The sequence below is a fragment of the Pseudomonas sp. PVC-5-1 genome (assembly GCF_057444345.1).
This window is the reverse complement of the sequence record NZ_CM172024.1, coordinates 2,031,415-2,047,589: the sequence shown is the minus strand read 5'-3', so window position 1 is coordinate 2,047,589 and position 16,175 is coordinate 2,031,415. Positions and strand designations below refer to the sequence as shown.

At 64.6% G+C, this 16,175-nt stretch carries 14 protein-coding genes and 1 tRNA gene; 5 read left to right on the top strand and 10 right to left on the bottom strand.

The features are described 5' to 3' along the window. Window positions 1-111: 111 nt before the first annotated feature. The 7 genes from AC2T3R_RS09315 to AC2T3R_RS09285 form a co-directional block, all read right to left on the bottom strand. Window positions 112-1,080 (bottom strand): Csu type fimbrial protein, encoded by a 969-nt coding sequence (locus tag AC2T3R_RS09315; RefSeq protein WP_486744962.1) that lies wholly within the window; start codon window positions 1,078-1,080, stop codon window positions 112-114. Continuing rightward, window positions 1,077-3,374: a fimbria/pilus outer membrane usher protein gene (locus tag AC2T3R_RS09310; protein WP_486745270.1), complete on the bottom strand. Its 2,298-nt coding sequence runs from the start codon at window positions 3,372-3,374 to the stop codon at window positions 1,077-1,079. The genes AC2T3R_RS09315 and AC2T3R_RS09310 overlap by 4 nt, the downstream gene beginning before the upstream one ends. 99 nt (window positions 3,375-3,473) lie before the next feature. After that, entirely contained in the window at window positions 3,474-4,250 is a 777-nt protein-coding gene (locus AC2T3R_RS09305) for a fimbrial biogenesis chaperone (protein WP_023662546.1), read from the bottom strand. Between the two features lie 39 nt (window positions 4,251-4,289). Further along, a complete protein-coding gene (locus tag AC2T3R_RS09300; protein ID WP_486744961.1) occupies window positions 4,290-4,793 on the bottom strand; it encodes a Csu type fimbrial protein in 504 nt (167 codons plus the stop codon). Window positions 4,794-4,796: 3 nt separating this feature from the next. Further along, entirely contained in the window at window positions 4,797-5,327 is a 531-nt protein-coding gene (locus AC2T3R_RS09295) for a Csu type fimbrial protein (protein WP_054573133.1), read from the bottom strand. An 18-nt stretch (window positions 5,328-5,345) separates the two neighbouring features. Then, window positions 5,346-5,882: a Csu type fimbrial protein gene (locus tag AC2T3R_RS09290; protein ID WP_410952164.1), complete on the bottom strand. Its 537-nt coding sequence runs from the start codon at window positions 5,880-5,882 to the stop codon at window positions 5,346-5,348. A 30-nt stretch (window positions 5,883-5,912) separates the two neighbouring features. Further along, complete coding sequence (locus AC2T3R_RS09285; RefSeq protein WP_405047146.1) at window positions 5,913-6,440, bottom strand: Csu type fimbrial protein; 528 nt, start codon at window positions 6,438-6,440, stop codon at window positions 5,913-5,915. A 263-nt stretch (window positions 6,441-6,703) separates the two neighbouring features. Between AC2T3R_RS09285 and AC2T3R_RS09280 the strand changes: the two genes are divergently transcribed. The 3 genes from AC2T3R_RS09280 to AC2T3R_RS09270 are packed head-to-tail and all read left to right on the top strand — an operon-like array spanning window position 6,704 to window position 11,831. Further along, entirely contained in the window at window positions 6,704-8,953 is a 2,250-nt protein-coding gene (locus AC2T3R_RS09280; protein WP_410952165.1) for an ATP-binding protein, read from the top strand. Window positions 8,954-8,968: 15 nt separating this feature from the next. Then, the gene (locus tag AC2T3R_RS09275) at window positions 8,969-9,430 is read left to right on the top strand and encodes a response regulator (RefSeq protein WP_015269730.1); all 462 of its coding nucleotides are present in this window, start codon (window positions 8,969-8,971) and stop codon (window positions 9,428-9,430) included. Window positions 9,431-9,443: 13 nt separating this feature from the next. Continuing rightward, window positions 9,444-11,831 carry a hybrid sensor histidine kinase/response regulator gene (locus AC2T3R_RS09270; RefSeq protein ID WP_100413134.1) on the top strand — a complete coding sequence of 796 codons (2,388 nt, stop codon included), beginning with the start codon at window positions 9,444-9,446 and terminating at the stop codon, window positions 11,829-11,831. Between the two features lie 93 nt (window positions 11,832-11,924). Here the strand turns inward: AC2T3R_RS09270 and AC2T3R_RS09265 are convergent. Next, window positions 11,925-11,999, bottom strand: a tRNA-Gln gene (locus AC2T3R_RS09265). Window positions 12,000-12,259: 260 nt separating this feature from the next. Between AC2T3R_RS09265 and AC2T3R_RS09260 the strand changes: the two genes are divergently transcribed. Then, window positions 12,260-12,502, top strand: a complete 243-nt coding sequence (locus AC2T3R_RS09260; protein ID WP_013971925.1) for a DUF465 domain-containing protein — start codon at window positions 12,260-12,262, stop codon at window positions 12,500-12,502. A gap of 1 nt (window position 12,503) precedes the next feature. Here the strand turns inward: AC2T3R_RS09260 and AC2T3R_RS09255 are convergent, their stop codons facing one another. Then, complete coding sequence (locus AC2T3R_RS09255; protein WP_003256418.1) at window positions 12,504-12,929, bottom strand: DUF1810 domain-containing protein; 426 nt, start codon at window positions 12,927-12,929, stop codon at window positions 12,504-12,506. Between the two features lie 158 nt (window positions 12,930-13,087). On the opposite strand from AC2T3R_RS09255, the gene zapE reads away from it, so the two are divergent. Further along, the gene (gene zapE, locus AC2T3R_RS09250; protein ID WP_015269727.1) at window positions 13,088-14,158 is read left to right on the top strand and encodes a cell division protein ZapE; all 1,071 of its coding nucleotides are present in this window, start codon (window positions 13,088-13,090) and stop codon (window positions 14,156-14,158) included. Between the two features lie 127 nt (window positions 14,159-14,285). On the opposite strand, the gene AC2T3R_RS09245 is transcribed toward zapE, so the two are convergent. Then, window positions 14,286-16,175, bottom strand: coding sequence for a propionyl-CoA synthetase (locus AC2T3R_RS09245; RefSeq protein ID WP_486744960.1), 1,890 nt, complete (start codon window positions 16,173-16,175; stop codon window positions 14,286-14,288).

Here is a 16,175-nt window from a genome sequence, read left to right as displayed (position 1 = left end):
CTTTAGCCGCGAACACCGGCGTAGCCGGTGCCATGCACCGCGTTGGATTCTTCGCGGCTAAAGCCGCTCCCACAGGTTACGCTAACCGCCGCTCCCACAAGGTCCCTGCGCTCAGAACTGCACATCCAGAATCACGCTGTCGGTATAGGTCGCAGCCGGTGGTGTAGCCTGGTCGGTGTAGACCTTGGCGTTGTAGTTGAACACCTGGCTACCGGTGCCGGTCCCCGTGTTGGGGTTCACATCGGCATCGGCACTGGCCCGCCGCGCAGCCCCTGTCGAACCCCAGCGCACCGCCCCGGCGCCCTTGAAAATGTCATAGGCCAGGTAGTTGTTGGCCGCCGACTTCATCCGCCGTCGACCATTGGCCACGTTCTGCCCGTCATCCAGGCCCACCGTGTAGTTGCTGCCCTTGGTGCACGACACGCTCAGGCTCTGGCTCACCGTGCCGAACCCCGCCACCACCGGCGCGCTGGCGAAGTTGATGCTGGGCGTGGTGATCTGGCAGTCGTTGGTCACCGTCATGCTTACCAGCAGGGTCCTGGTACCGGAGCCCTGGTCTCGCCCTATGCAAAGCCCGCCAACACCAATCCCGTCGCAATAGTCCCAGGTCCACTCGACATCGAGGATTTCCTGATATAGCCCCGCCGATACGTTGCTGCCCACCTGCGTGCGCATGTAGATAGGCACATTCTTCGGTGTACCGTTAAGCAACCCGAGCAAGTCGAGGATGCCGGTGGTCCTGAATTCGAAGGGGGTGCCACGGGTGATCGGATAGTTGGTTGTGGCGTCGGCATAGAGGGTGTAGGGGATCACATCCCCGGTAGGCCCTACCAGGCCGCTGGTGGTGGAGGTGATCTTGATCTTGAAGGAGTCGGTGCTACTGAGCACGCTGATCACCGAACCGTTGCATTGCAGGCCCGAGTTGGTGCTGGAAGCTGTCTGGACCGTGCCACGTACCTGAGTCGAGTTGAGCGAACCAAACGCCGCCGGCGCAGTCAACACTGACGTGCACTTGGCCCAGGCCGAGCCCGCCCACAACAACAAGGCGCATGCCCACAAACCACGCCAGCAGGCCTTCACTTGCACACCAACGGGCCAATCAACGGGATCGAACCTTGCGACTCAGGCAGATCGAACGCCACCTGGCAATGCCCGCCCCCCTGCAACTCAACCAGCAGTCGGTTATGCGGCGTCAGGTTCTCCAGATAAACCAGGCCATCCCAACCGACCACCGCCTGGCTGCCACTTTCTGCATGGGTGACACGGCTGCCCAGCTTGAGTACCTGCTGTTCGGCGTCCACCAGTTCGAGGCTGGCCGCCAGCACGCGCCTGAGCGGGAACTCCAGCAAGTAGCCGCTGCCTCGGCGCACCGCCACCCGCTGTTCCACTTCCGGCGCGAGGATGTCCGGCGGCAAGCCCATGGGGTCGATCTCGTACTTGCCGCGGTAGTAACCGCTGCTGTACGGCACCAGCAGGTGACCATCGGCATCGGTACGGCCGACCTCCTGGTTTTCATAGCGCACCGGCACGTCGGCGTAACCACTGGTGCTGACTAACACGAAGGCATCGTCGATACGGTTGGCAGCGAACAGCCCGGCATCCATCCAAACCAGCGAGCCACTGGCGTCGGCCCAGCGGGTCATCTCTCCACTGCTGCCATACAAACCGGCCTGCAACTGCACCGACTGCAGGCGCCAGGTGACATCGGCCTGGCGGTAGGCATCGCGCTCGCTACCGGCGGCGTAGCCCAGGTTGTAACCGACACCACCCCCCACAGGCGTCGCGCGGCTGTAGTTGACCCGCTGCAGGGTTTCGCCTTGCTGGCTGCGCTCCATGCCCAGGGCCAGGGTGCCGTGCAGGTCGAACGGGATCACCAGTTGCGCCTGCACTGCCCACTGGCTGTCCCCCACTTCACGGTTGGCCGACAGATAAACGCTGCTGTTGCCCCACAGCGGCCTGCTGTAGCTCAGGTTGATCAGCCGGGTACGTGTGCCGTCGCCGGCACGCACATCGAAATAGCCGGCGCCGATGTTGCCGTATTCGTTCAGGTTCAGGCTCAGCGTGACCTGCTCGCTGCGCTGGCTCAGCTGTATGTCCCGGCTGTCGACCCGGGTCAGGTCGGCATAGTCGCCATGGCGTTGCAGGCGCTGGTAGCTGAAGCCGATGCGCTGGCTGTTGTACTGGTAGCCGAGGGCGACCTGGTGGCCCTTGTCGCCGTCGAACCGGCTCTGCGCCAGCGCCGCATTTAGCACGCCGAAGTTGCCCAGCCGCATGTTGCCACCCAGGCCTCCCAGCATCAGCGATTCGGCGCTTTCGGCATGGGTCTCCAAGGTGAAGACGTCGCTGACCCCGTAGCGCAGGCTGGCCGAAGCAACCCCGGGGCCGTAGGCAAAATCGCGCACCCCGTAGTCACGCCGCAGGCTGCCGGCCGCTACCGAATAATCCGCCAGGCCCTGCTGCAGCAGGCTGCTGGTGACGTAGAACGGCAAGGTGGTCGACACCTGCCGGCCAAGGGCATCGGTGGTGACCACCACCGCCTCCCCGGCGCCGTTGATGAACGGCACGTTGGTCAAGGTGTAGGGACCCGGCTGCAATTCGCTGGTGCTGGACTTGTAGCCATTGATGAACAGGTCCAGCGAGGTCGGTACCGCCGCTTCACCGGAGAACGCCGGCAGCGGATAGGTGACCAGGTCGGGGCGTACAGCGAAATCGCGCGACAACTGCAGGCCACCGACCCGCACCGAGCTGGTCCAGGGCAAGGCCCCGGTTACCAGGTCACCAGCTTCGTAGGTCAGCAGGCGCTGCTCGTCGGTGAAGCGCCAGGTAGTGTCGTAGCGCAAGAAGCCTTGGCGCATATCGTCGGTCGGCGCACCATTGAACGACTGGCGCCACTGCCCGCTGCTGGAGAACGTTCCCCAGCTGTCGAACAGGCGCAGTTCGTTCCAGGCCGCCAGGTAGCTGCCGCCGTCATCGGTGTCGTTCAGGTACAGGTCGTAGTTGAACAAGGCGCCAAAACTACTGCGTGCATCGCTGGCCGGGTACAGGTTGCGTTCGCCCAGTTGCTGGTCGGGCAGCCAGGCCGGCGGCACTTGCAGCAGCAGGCGCTGGTTCTGGCTGTCGTAGTCGGCATGCATCCCCACGATGGCCTCAAGCGCCACCTCGCCCTGGGGGTTGCCCGGCAGCGAGACGCCGGCCGCCCGCAACACCTCGCTGTCCAGGTACAACTGCCCGGCGCGCTGCTGCACCGGTACCAGCTCAGCCCTGGGCACCTGGTTCACCAGCAACTCGAGGTACAACGTGGCATCGGCGATAGCGGACATCTCCGTAGGTGGTGGCGGCAGGTCGTCGGCCAGCACCAGGCCTGGGCCGACCAGGGCGAGCCCCAGGCACCAACGGTGGGTCAGCCACCTCACACACGGTGTCCAACCATTGCCGGGTTCTCCACGGCCTCTGCGCGGCATTCAGGCGCAGGCTCATTGGCTTTGGCGGATGGCGTCCGCGCTGCTCTGGCCGTTTACCCTCCCCTTCAGCACACTGCCGGCACTCGGTGCCAACGGTGCCGGCCAGCGCATGCTGGCCCCTGGCAGCACATAACCCAGCAAGCCATCGGCCAGTGGTTTGCTCTGGCTGCCCTGCTGCACCACCACATCAGTCAGGCGTGCATGCACCGGGCCGGTGTTGCGCAGTTCCACGTACGGCTTGCCCTGCACGGTCACTGCGCGCCAGCTGAGTTGCGGCTTGCCGACGCCCTCGGCATTGCCCTTGCCCTCAGGGCCTGCCTTGCCCCACAGGCCTTCGCCGTAGACGAACAGGGGTACCGAGTAGCGCATCTGCAGGCGGATCGCCGCGGTGGTGCCGGGCTCGGCCTTGTCAACCGGGATGGCGGGCGGGATTTCGTCGATGATGATGCGGTAGGCCTGCTCCTGGCCGACTGGCGAGGGGCCGGTGCGGGTCAGGCGGATCAATTGCTTCTGCCCGGGGGCGACGTTGGCCACCGGCGGGCTGCCAATGATCTCGCGCTGTGCCTGGTACTGTTCCTGGTAATCACCTTGGCGCCAGGCGAACACCCGCACCTGCAGGTTGGCCGGTGCGGTTCCGCGGTTTTCCAGCCACAGTGCGCCAGCCTTCTGGTCAGCCTCCAATACCGGGTCGATCGGCCAGATCAGCACCGAGGTGGCCGCCCAGGCTGGCAGGCTCGCCAGCCACGATACTCCGATCAATCCTCGCGCCCACTTCGCGCCTGCCCCCATGAAGCTCTCCTTGGATACTGGTCATTGGTGCCGATGCATTCACCAGGTCACCGTCACTTGCACCACATCGGTGTAAGTCCCCGCCGGCATCGTGCCGGTCAGCTGAACCCGCCCGTACACCGGCAGCTTGATCGCCGTCGGGTCGGTATAGCCCACGGCCACGCTCTGGCCGATCCCCAGGCTCTGACTGTATGCCGCGTCCCGGTACAACTGGTAGGCCAGCACCTGCGTGCCGCCCGTGCGTTTGAGGTTGCGTGTGCCACTGGCACTGTTCTGCCCGCCATCCACGCTCATGCTCAAGGCCACGCCCGGGGTGCACTGGAAGGTCACCGTGGTACCGCCCAACGAGGTGCCGAGAGTTCCGGTGGCCAGTGCCGACTGCGAGCCGTAGTCGAGCGTCCCGTAGCTGGTCACGCCGCCCACCACCAGGCACCCGGCGACGATCTGCGCCGTTACCAGGAAGCTGCTGGTGGTCGCCGCATCCAGAGGCGCGGCCAGCAGTACGCCAAGGACGCTCATGCTGCCCGCCAGCCAGCTGCGCATGGTTCAGAACGACAGCTCGACGGACACTGTGTCGGTGTACTCCCCCGCCGGCAGGCCGACCTTGCCGCGCGCCTGGCCATACAGGTTGACGGTCTGGGCCACACCACTGCTGAGCGGCAAGGTGATGGTGCCGTTGATGGCCAACACCTGCGTACGCCCGGCATCGGTGTAGAAGTCGTACGGCACGAAGTTGCCGACGCCATCCGCCAGCGCACGGCTGCCCCCGGCCGACTGGCCATCGTGGGAACCTGCACCCACGCGGATGACTGGTACCGTGCCAGCCGAACAGAGAATGCTGATCGCCCCACCGCCGCCGCCGATTACCTGGCCGTCGGCGGTGTTGAACAAGGCATCGTGAGTGCCGAAGTCCAAGGTACCGAAGTCGGTCCCCGATGTGGCTGAGCTGCCGTTGACCTGACACGCTGCGGTCAAGGTCAGCGTCGACTCGATAGTCCCGGTGGTGGCGGCCTGCGCCTGGTAAGTCAGCATCAGCCCCAGACCGGCGAGGATGCAGCGTGAAAGGTTCGTTCGCATCGAAGTCTCCTTGTGTCGTTACCAGTCCAGGGTCACCCTCAGGGTGTCACGGTACAGGCCGGCTGGCAGCGCACGCGGTTGCGCCACTACCACACCGTAGATGGGGATCGGTATCTGCCGGGTACTGCTGATGGTGAAGGCACGCGCCTGGCCGATGCCGTAGCGGCTGTTACCACCTGGGTCGATCGCCAGTTGGTAGGGGATCAGCTCGCGGCCGTTGCTCAGCCGCCGTATGCCGTCACTGCCATTCAGGCCGCCGTTGATGCGCACGTTGAACGCCCGCACCTCGGGCGTGCAACTGATCTGCAGGCTGCCTTCGCCGCTCACATCGTCAACCCGGCTGCGCAGCGGCTGGCGCCAGCTCGGACCGCGCTCGCCGAAGTCCAGCACTCCCGGGTTACCCACCGTTGCCGGTTGCGTCTCGTTGCTGCTGATCTGGCAAGCGGTGCTGATCACCAGCCGCGCCTGGATGAAACCGGTGCTGGTGCCATGCGCGGCACCGCCAGGCACCAGCAGCGGGCCCAGGGAAAGCAGCAGGATCGAGGTGCGGTTCATGGCGTCGCGTCCTTGAACATGGTTGCATCCCTACCAGGTGACCGTGATTTTGAGCAGGTCGGCGTACAGGCCGGCAGGCGGTACCCAGGCCAGCTTGTCGATCCGTGCGTACAACGGCAGCTCGACCGAGCCGCTGTCCGGCACCCGCGCCGAATGCGCCACATTCACCGCCAGCGGCTCGCGCCAGGCAGCGTCGCGGTAGAGGCGATAAGGGATGAGCCGGGCCGTGTCATCGTCACTGGCCAGAAAGCGCAACTCGCCGACGCCGCCATGCTGCCCACCATCGACGCGGACCTGATAGGGGGTGTGGGGATTGCATTCCAGGCGTGGCGGGCGCTGGCTCAGCAGCGCGCCGGTGAGCGGCGCACCAGGGCCATCCAGCCGTGCAGCAGCGCCCAGATCGATGCGCCCCAGCGCCTGCGCCCCAGCATCGCGGGGCTGGTTGACCAGCATGCAGCCACGCTGCACCAGCACCCGCACTTCCACCAGGAAGTCCGCCGCCATTGCGCTGCTGCTCAACATAAGGCCCAACAGGGCGGCCAGGTAGCGGTCCGTCACCTTATTATCCTTGTCGATGTCTGCTGAGCTGAGCGTAGCAGCGACGCGACATCACGGTACTGGCATCGAGCCATTTTTTTGTATTAGCCAAAAAGCGCTACCACCTGAAAAAAAAACCACACGACACAGAACGCATCGCCGGCATTCTCCTCAAATGGCCAAGGGCCGTTATCCCGGCGGGTATTCTGTTAAGGTGTATTCCCTTCATCCTGCCTAGACTCATGCGGCATGCATGGACGGACACGACAGGAGCGTTTTCATAGATGATTGCAGACAGCACGCTCACCCAAGCCCTCGAGCGCTGCGCCCAGGAGCCGATCCAGCTACCTGGCAGCATCCAGCCCCACGGTTTTCTGCTGGTGCTGGACGAAACCGACATGCGGGTACTCCAGGCCAGTGAAAATGTCGAGCATTGGCTGGGCATACCGGCCAGTGAACTGATAGGTCGCGAGTTCGCCGAACTGGTCAGCGGGGCCTTCGACTTGCGCCTGCACCTGGCCCGCCTGCCGCAGGACGAGGTCTTTCCGTTCCACATCAGCGATGTACACCTGCGCCAGGACGCTCCATATCGTGGCAACCTGCACCTGCTGGTCCATCGTCACGACCAGGTGCTGATCACCGAATTCGAACCCCCTCGCCTGCCGGCCGATCTTGTCGGGCAAGGCGACTACTACCCGCTGGTGCGCAGCTTCGTAGGCCGCCTGCACCAGGCCGGCAGCCTCGAGGAACTGCTGCAGCAAGCAGTGCTGCAGCTCAAGCGCATCACCGGCTTTGGCAGGGTCAAGGCCTATCGCTTCGATGCCGAAGGCAACGGCCAGGTGCTGGCCGAGGTGGCCGACCCGGGCTACCCGAGCTACCTGGGCCTGTGTTTCCCCGCTTCGGACATACCGCGCCAGGCGCGCGAGCTGTACCGAATCAACCGCATCCGCGTGATCGAGGACGCCAACTACCAGGCCTCGCCGTTGCTGCCCGCTGCCAACCCACGCACCGGCAAGCCGCTGGACCTGAGCTTTGCCGCGCTGCGCAGCGTGTCGCCAGTGCACCTGCAGTACATGCGCAACATGGGTACCCTGGCATCGATGTCGCTGTCGATCGTGGTCGACGGGCAACTCTGGGGGCTGGTGTCCTGTCACCACGAACAGCCACGCCCGGTGGACCTGCGCACCCGTACCGCCTGCGAACTGCTGGCCAGTGTGCTGTCGCTGCAGATCGAGTCGCGCGAGTCCCACGCCAACACTCGCCAGTTGCTGGAGCTGCGCCAGCACATCGTGCGCATGATCTCGTCCATGGCCGACCATGACAGTGTCGGCGACGGCCTGCGCGACTTGCCCGAAGTACTGCTGGCCTTCGCCGGCGCCCAAGGTGCCGCGGTCATATCCGCCGAACGTTGCGACCTGATCGGCAAGACCCCTCCGGCCGCGCAGGTAAACGCCCTGGTGCACTGGCTCTCCCAGCGTGGCGAAGACAGCGTGTTCCACAGCGACAACCTGTGCCGCGACATCGATGAACTGCCCGAGCTCGCGGCCCATGCAGGCGGTGTGCTGGCAGTGGCCATTTCGCAGATCCACTCGCACTACCTGCTGTGGTTCCGTCCCGAGCAGGTGCGCACGGTGAACTGGGCCGGGCAGCCGAACAAACAGGTCGGGCCGCAGGGCAACCTCGACCCGCGGCACAGTTTCGAAAGCTGGCAGGAAAAACTGCGCGGCTACTGTGAACCCTGGCACCCGCTGGTCATCGAAGGCGTGCAGGAGTTGCGCACGGCAGTGCTCGGCATTGTCCTGCGCAAGGCCGAGGAACTGGCGCAGCTGGCTGGGGAGCTGCGCCGCTCGAACAAGGAGCTCGAAGCGTTTTCCTACAGCGTGTCCCATGACCTGCGCGCCCCCCTGCGCCATATTGCCGGCTACTCCGAACTGCTCGGCGAAATCGAGGGCCAGAGCCTCAGCGAGCGCGGCAGGCGTTTTTTGCAGCACATCGAGGAAGCCGCGCATTTTGCCGGAAGCCTGGTCGACAACCTGCTCAACTTCTCGCAAATGGGCCGCTCGGCCCTGCGCCTGTCCGAGGTCGACCTCAACGCCCTGGTCGAGGCCATTCGCAGCGAACTGGCGCCCGACTACCAAAACCGCGAAATTGTCTGGGACATCGCCCAACTGCCCAAGGTGGTCGGTGACCCGGCGTTCATCAACATGGCCTTGCACAACCTGCTGGCCAACGCCATCAAATACACACGTGGGCGCACCCCGGCGCGCATCGGCATCAGCGCCGTGCAACATCCGGGCGAAACCGAGATCTGTATTCGCGACAACGGCGTGGGCTTCGACATGGCCTACGCCAACAAACTGTTCGGCGTGTTCCAGCGCCTGCACCGCATGGAAGACTTCGAAGGCACCGGGATCGGCCTGGCCAGCGTGCGTCGCATCATCGAACGCCATGACGGCCGGGTCTGGGCCCATGGCAAGGTTGGCCAGGGTGCAACCTTCCACTTCACCCTCCCGCGCCATCCCGCAACTACCTGAGGCACCGCTACCATCATGCTCAAACCCATCCTGCTGGTCGAAGACAACCCACGGGACCTGGAGCTGACGCTCCTGGCGCTGGAGCGCAGCCAGTTGGCCAACGAGGTCATCGTGCTGCGTGACGGTGCCGAGGCACTCGACTACCTGCTTCGGCGCAATGCCTATGCCGAACGTGACGATGGCAACCCCGCCGTGTTGCTGCTGGACCTGAAACTGCCAAAGGTCGACGGCCTGGAGGTGCTGAAGGAAGTGCGCGCCACCGCCGAGCTGCGCAGTATCCCGACGGTGATGCTGACGTCCTCGCGCGAGGAGCCCGACCTGCTGCGCGCGTACGAGCTGGGGGTGAACGCGTACGTGGTCAAGCCGGTGGAGTTCAAGGAATTCGTCGCCGCCATTTCCGACCTGGGGGTGTTCTGGGCGGTACTCAACGAACCGCCACCCGGCTCGCTGCGCCTGAACCGGCGTGGCAGCATCTGAGGTGGCCGCGACGATGCAGCCAACGCCGCTGAAACTGCTGATGGTCGAAGACAACTCGATGGACGCCGAGCTGACCCTGATGCGCCTGGAACGCAGCGGGTTGCAGGTGCAGGCGCAGCTGGTGTTCGACCATGCCGGTGTCGAGCAAGCCCTGAGCGAGGCCCACTACGACCTGATCTTGTGCGACTGCGTGCTGCCGGGCTCGTCCGGCACCGATGTGCTGGCCATCGCCCAGCGCCTGGCACCCGACATTCCGTTCATTTTCCTGTCTGGTATCTATGGCGAAGAACATGCGGTGGAAATGATCCGCCTGGGCGCCACCGACTATGTGCTGAAGAAGAACCTGCCGCTGCTGCCCAAGGCCGTGCGCCGGGCCCTGACCGAAGTGCAGGAGCGCCAGCGCCGGCGCCGCGCCGAAGAGGCCCTGGCAGACGTCGAGGCACGTGCACGTATTGCCATCGACGCTGCCGGCATGGGCACATGGGACATGCGCCCGCAGGAAGGCCTGTTGTTGTGGGATGACCGCTGCAAGACCCTGTTCGGTCTACCCACCGATACTGAAATGAGCCTCGAGGTGTTTTACGCCGGCATCTACCCCGACGACCTGCCGCAGGTGCGCGAGGCGGTGGAACAGGCCATGTGCCCGGAAGGTGGCGGCCTGTATCGGGTCGAATTCCGCATCGCCCAACCCGACGGCCTGGAACCGCGCTGGTTGCTCAGCAGCGGCCAGAGCCGGTTCGTCAACGACCAGTGCGTGCGCTTTTCCGGGGTGTTGCAGGACATCCACACCCAACGCCTGGCCACCCAGGCACTGCGCCAGCTCAACGAAATGCTGGGGGAAAGGGTCGAGCGCCGCACCCGCGAACGCGACCGTGCCTGGGAGCTGTCGCAAGACTTGCTGGCCGTGCTCAACAAGGACCTGACCCCAGTCGCGCTGAACCCCGCCTGGGAAGCCAGCCTGGGCTTGTCCCGCGAACGTCTGAGCCAGTCGTCCTTGCTGCACCTGCTGCCCGAGCATGACCAGGAACTGATGCTCACCGAACTGGCCGCCCTCGCCCATGGGCGCACCAGCGCCCGCTTTGTCGGGCGCATCCTGGATGCCGGTGGTCAGCAGCGCTGGTTGTCTTGGGTGGTGGTGCCGGAAGACACCCTGCTGTATGTGGTGGCACGCGACATCACCAGCGAGCGCGAGGCCGCCCTGGGCCTGGCCGAAGCCAACGCCCGCCTGCGCGAGCAGATCGCCGAACGCGAACGCATCGAGGCCGCGCTGCAGCAGATGCAGCGCCTGGAAGCGGTCGGCCAGCTGACCGCCGGTGTGGCTCACGACTTCAACAACCTGCTGACGGTAATCCTCACCGGCGCCAGCTTCCTTGAGCGCGACCTGGCCAAAGCCGACCTGGAAAAGGCCAGTGCGCGGCTCAAGCACATCCGCGAAGCCGGCGAGCGCGGCGCCAAGCTGACCTCGCAGTTGCTGGCTTTCTCCCGCCGCCAGCGCCTGGAGCCGGTGGCGCTGAACCTCAACCGCACCCTGGCCGGGCTGGAAGAGTTGCTGCGCCGCACCTTGGGCGGCAATGTCTCGGTGCGCCTGGACCTGGAACCAACCCTGTGGCAGGCCTTGACCGATCCGACCCAGACCGAAATGATCATTCTCAACCTGGCGATCAATGCCCGCGATGCCATGCCCGACGGTGGCCAGCTGACGCTGTCGACCCGCAACACCCGGATCGACGCACGTCCACAGCGCCCGGAAGACCCGGACCCGGGCGAGTACGTGATGCTGAGTATCCGCGATACCGGCTGCGGCATGAGCGAAGAGGTGTTGGCCAAGGTGTTCGAACCGTTCTTCACCACCAAGGATATCGGCAAGGGTTCGGGCCTGGGCCTGGCCCAGGTATTCGGCTTCGCCAAACAGTCCGGGGGTGGCGTGCGCATCGACACCACGCCGGGGCGTGGTACGCAGGTGGCCGTGTATCTGCCGGCAGTCAAGGGTGAAGCCGTCAACGAACCGATGCCGTCGCTGCTCAGCCACTCGACTAGCGAAAGCGGTTGTAATCGCACCGTGCTGCTGGTGGATGACGACCATCTGGTACGCGACATGCTTGGTGATGTGTTGCGCCAGTACGGCTACCAGGTACGCCAGGCGCACAGTGGCGAACAGGCTTTGGCCTTGCTGGATGAGCAGATCGACCTGCTACTGAGCGATTTCGCCATGCCTGAGTTCAACGGTGCGCAACTGGCCCTGGCGGCGCGCGAGCGCTACCCGCACCTGCCGGTGGTGCTTCTTACCGGTTATGCAGAGTTGCAGGGACTGGAGTTGCCGGGCAGCCTGGTGATCCAGAAGCCGGTACAGGCCGATGAACTGGCCCGCTTGCTGAACGAGATGCTTGGAACGGCCAGGTGACCGAACAGAGCCTTCGGCAAAACCTGTGGAAACGACAAAGCCCAGCGCTTGTATTTCCAAGCACCGGACCGAGATACGTTTGAAGCAAGAAAATGGCAGGGGCGGCTGGATTCGAACCAACGCATGGCAGGATCAAAACCTGCTGCCTTACCGCTTGGCGACGCCCCTGTATCGGATGCAGCATCTGCTGCTCTGACAATTCCAACTGAGTGACAACTGGGTTGTTGTCTTGGAATGCGCGGCACTTTAACAACAAACTTTCGGTCTGTGAACCCCCTGATGAAAAAAAATTACCAAAAAACAGCGAGTTAGTCATTTTCGCGGTTGGCGAGGCGACCATCCGTCGCTTTCCGCCCGCTTGGCTTCAACACAATCGCATTCCTCCCTTCCAATCAGATGAACCATCTGCATTGACCAAGGAGGACCCCATGCCTGTCTCCCACGATCTTTACCAGGACTTGCACTACCCGCGCGAAATCGTCCAGCAGCGCCGACAGCAGGACAAGGCACTGGACCGTCTGCTGGACGAATACATGGACATCGACAACCAGGTGCTGGCCGCCGAGTCGATTTCGGCGGGCAACTTCGAGGATGAAGACTTGCGCCGCCTGAAAGAACGTCGGCTGGCAGTGAAGTACATGATCGAGCGCCAACTGGAGCAAAAGGCCTGAACTAACCCTGCAACATGGCCAGCGTCAGGGCGTCCGGCTCACCGTCGTAGAACTGCACCAGCGCCAGCTGGAACAACGGGTTGCCGGGCGCGGCCTGGGCGAACAGGGTCAGGCACGAGCGCAGCTTGAGGTAGTCAGGGCTGCCGAGCATTTCACGGGCACTCTTGTCATGGTGCTGCAGCAGCGCAGTCACGCACGCTTGCAGGCGCGGGCCGAGCAGCGGATGAGCCAGGTAGGCACGGGCTTCGTCGATACCGGCCAGCGCATAGCGTTCGGCCATGGCGCTGTGGCCCAGGCCATCGAGCTGCGGAAACACGTACCACATCCAGTGGCTGCGCTTGCGCCCGGCCTGCAGCTCTTGCATCACCTGGTCATACACAGGGTTCTGCGCCTCTACGAAGCGCTGCAGATCAAAGTCGGCGTGCATGCTCGCCCCTCCTCGCACCGGTTCCAGCCTTTACTGTACGCCTGCATGGCGAACCTATCTCGTCAGGCGATGATTGCCGCGCACTTTCTGTATTAGTCAAAATGGCCGCCCTCGGGCAAGCTGCACCCTGCCCTGCCATCGCCCAAGGAGCTTTGCTTTTGCCTGCCTGGATCCCTACCCCGCTACGCCAGCTTGGCCAACGCCTGCGCGGCGCCGCCGCCAACCAGAGCGAACTGCTCGGCTGGTTCGAGGACAAGGCGCACAGCCGCGGTTACCAACTCAGCGACGGCCAACGCCGGGTAATCCACTGCATGGCCGAACAGCTGGCGCAGCTCGAACAAGGCCAGCCACGCAGCCTGTACCTGTACGGTTCGGTGGGCCGTGGCAAGAGTTGGCTGCTCGACGGCTTTTTCCAGGCCGTGCCGGTGCAGGCCAAGCTGCGCCTGCACTTCCATGACTTCTTTGCCCGCCTGCACCAGGGCATGCACCGCCACCGGGCGCTGGATGATGCACTGGGCGCGACCCTCGACGAGCTGGTGGGTGATTGCCAGGTGCTGTGCTTCGACGAATTCCATGTGCACGACATTGGCGATGCCATGCTGCTCACGCGGCTGTTCAATGCGTTGTTCAGCCGTGGCGTATTCCTGCTGGTGACGTCCAACTATGCACCCGAAGGGCTGCTGCCCAACCCGCTGTACCACGAGCGCTTCCTGCCGGTGATCCGCCTGATCAACAGCGCGATGGAAGTGCTGGAAGTGGGGGGCGATACCGATTTCCGCAGCCTGCCGGCCAACCGCGAACATCAGCGCTTTACCCGGGGCCACTATGTCTGGCCGGGCAATGCAGCGCAGCGCCAGGCGCTGAATGTGCCCGAGCCGCAGCCGGTGATGCTGGAAGTGAACAAGCGCCCGCTGCGCGCACTGGCGGTGGACGGCCGGCGGGTGGTGCTGGGCTTCGACGACCTGTGCGAAAAGGCCACGGCAGTGATCGACTACCTGGTGCTGGCCGGGCAATACGATGAGTGGATCATCGATGGGCTGGATGACTTGTCGGAATGTTCCCTGGCGGCGCAGCAGCGCTTCGTCAACCTGGTGGATGTGCTGTATGACCAGGACCGGCAGGTGCTGGTGATCGGCAAGCGGCCACTGGAAGAAAGCCTGGGCGGGCCGCTTGCCGACCTGATGCGTACGCGCAGCCGGTTGGGGCAGCTGCATCAGGTAGGACCCTAGAACTGCTTTGCCCGGGCCGGCCTCTTCGCGGGCACGCCCGCTCCCACAGGTATTGCACAGTTCTCAAGGCCTGTGACATCCCTGTAGGAGCGGGTTTACCCGCGAAGAGGCCAGCAAGGTCAAACCCTCAGCCAGCCCTGGGCAAATCCCCCAGCACCGCCTCGATCTCCCCCAGCACCGCCGGGTCATCCAGGGTCGAAGGCGGCAAATAGTCCTGCCCGTCGGCAATCTTGCGCAGCACCGCCCGCAGAATCTTCCCGGAGCGGGTCTTGGGCAGTCGCTTCACCAACCGCACCCGGTTGAAACACGCCAACGCGCCAATCTCCTCGCGCACGCTGCCCACCAGGTCCACCAGCAACTGCGCCTCGGCAATGCCCTCGCCGTCCTTGAGCACCACCAGCGCCAACGGCACCTGCCCCTTGATCTCGTCATGCACGCCAATCACCGCGCACTCGGCCACTGCCGGGTGGCGTGCCACCAGGTCTTCCATCTCGCCGGTGGACAGCCGGTGCCCGGACACATTGATCACGTCATCGGTGCGCCCCATGATGTAGACGAAGCCGTCATCGTCCAGGTAGCCACCGTCACCCGTGTGGTAATACCCCGGGTAAGTCCGCAGGTAAGCCTGCAGGTAACGCTCGTGGTCGCCCCAAAGCGTCTGGCTGCACCCGGGCGGCAATGGCAGGGCGATGACGATCGAGCCCTGGTGGTTCGGCCCCAGCAGGTTGCCCTCGTCATCCAGCACGCGCACGTGATAGCCCGGCACCGCCCGGTTGCTCGACCCGGGCTTCGCCGCGCTGCCTTCCAGCCCTACGCAGGGCGCGGTGACCGGCCAGCCGGTCTCGGTCTGCCACCAATGATCATGCACCGGCTTGCCACTGACCCGTTCCAGCCATTCGTGAGTGCTGGAATCCAGTTTCTCGCCAGCCAGGAACAACTGGCGCAGCGAGCTCAGGTCGTGCTTGCGGATCAGCTCCCCCTCGGGGTCTTCCTTGCGGATGGCGCGCATGGCCGTGGGCGCGCAGAACAATGCATTGACCTTGTATTGCTCCACCACCCGCCAGTAGGCCGAGGCATCCGGGGTGCGGATCGGCTTGCCTTCGTAGAACACCGTGGTGCAGCCGCTCATCAGCGGCCCATAGACGATCAGCGAATGGCCAACCACCCAGCCCACGTCGGATATGCCCCACCACACATCGCCGGCCTGCATGCCGTAGATATGGCGCATGGCGTAGCACAGCGCGACGGCATTGCCGCCGTTTTCCCGCACGATGCCCTTGGGTTTGCCGGTGGTGCCAGAGGTGTACATGATGTAAAGCGGATCACCCGCATCCAGTTCCACCGGTGGCACCGGCTCGGCTTTGGCCAATGCCGCCTGCCAGTCCAGGTCGCGGCCTGGCTGCAGCTGGGCACGCGCCTGCGGGCGCTGCAGCACCAGCACGTTGCGCGGCTGGTGGCGGGCCAGTTGCAGGGCACGATCGACCAGCGGCTTGTATTCGATCACCCGGTCGAACTCCAGCCCGCAGGACGCCGTCAGCAGCAGCGTCGGCCGGGCATCGTCGATGCGCAAGGCCAGCTCGTTGGCGGCAAAGCCACCGAACACCACCGAGTGCACTGCGCCAATCCGCGCGCAGGCAAGCATGGCCATGGCCGCCTGCGGCACCATGGGCATGTAGATGATCACGCCATCGCCCTTGTTCACCCCCAACTGGCGTAACAAACCGGCCAGGCGCGCCACCTCGTCACGCAGTTGGTGGTAGGTGTAGGCCTGTTGCACACCGGTCACCGGCGAGTCGTAAATCAGCGCCAGCTGCTCGCCACGGCCCTGCTCGATCTGGTGATCGAGGGCCAGGTAGCAGCTGTTCAGGCGGCCATCGGCAAACCAGCGGTGGGTACCGTCGGCATTTTCTTGCAGCGTGAGGGCCGGCTTGCGGTGCCAGGCCAGGTGCGCGGCCTGCTCCGCCCAGAAAGCGGCAGGGTCGGAAATGGAATGGGCGTAGCTGTGCTGGTAGCTCAT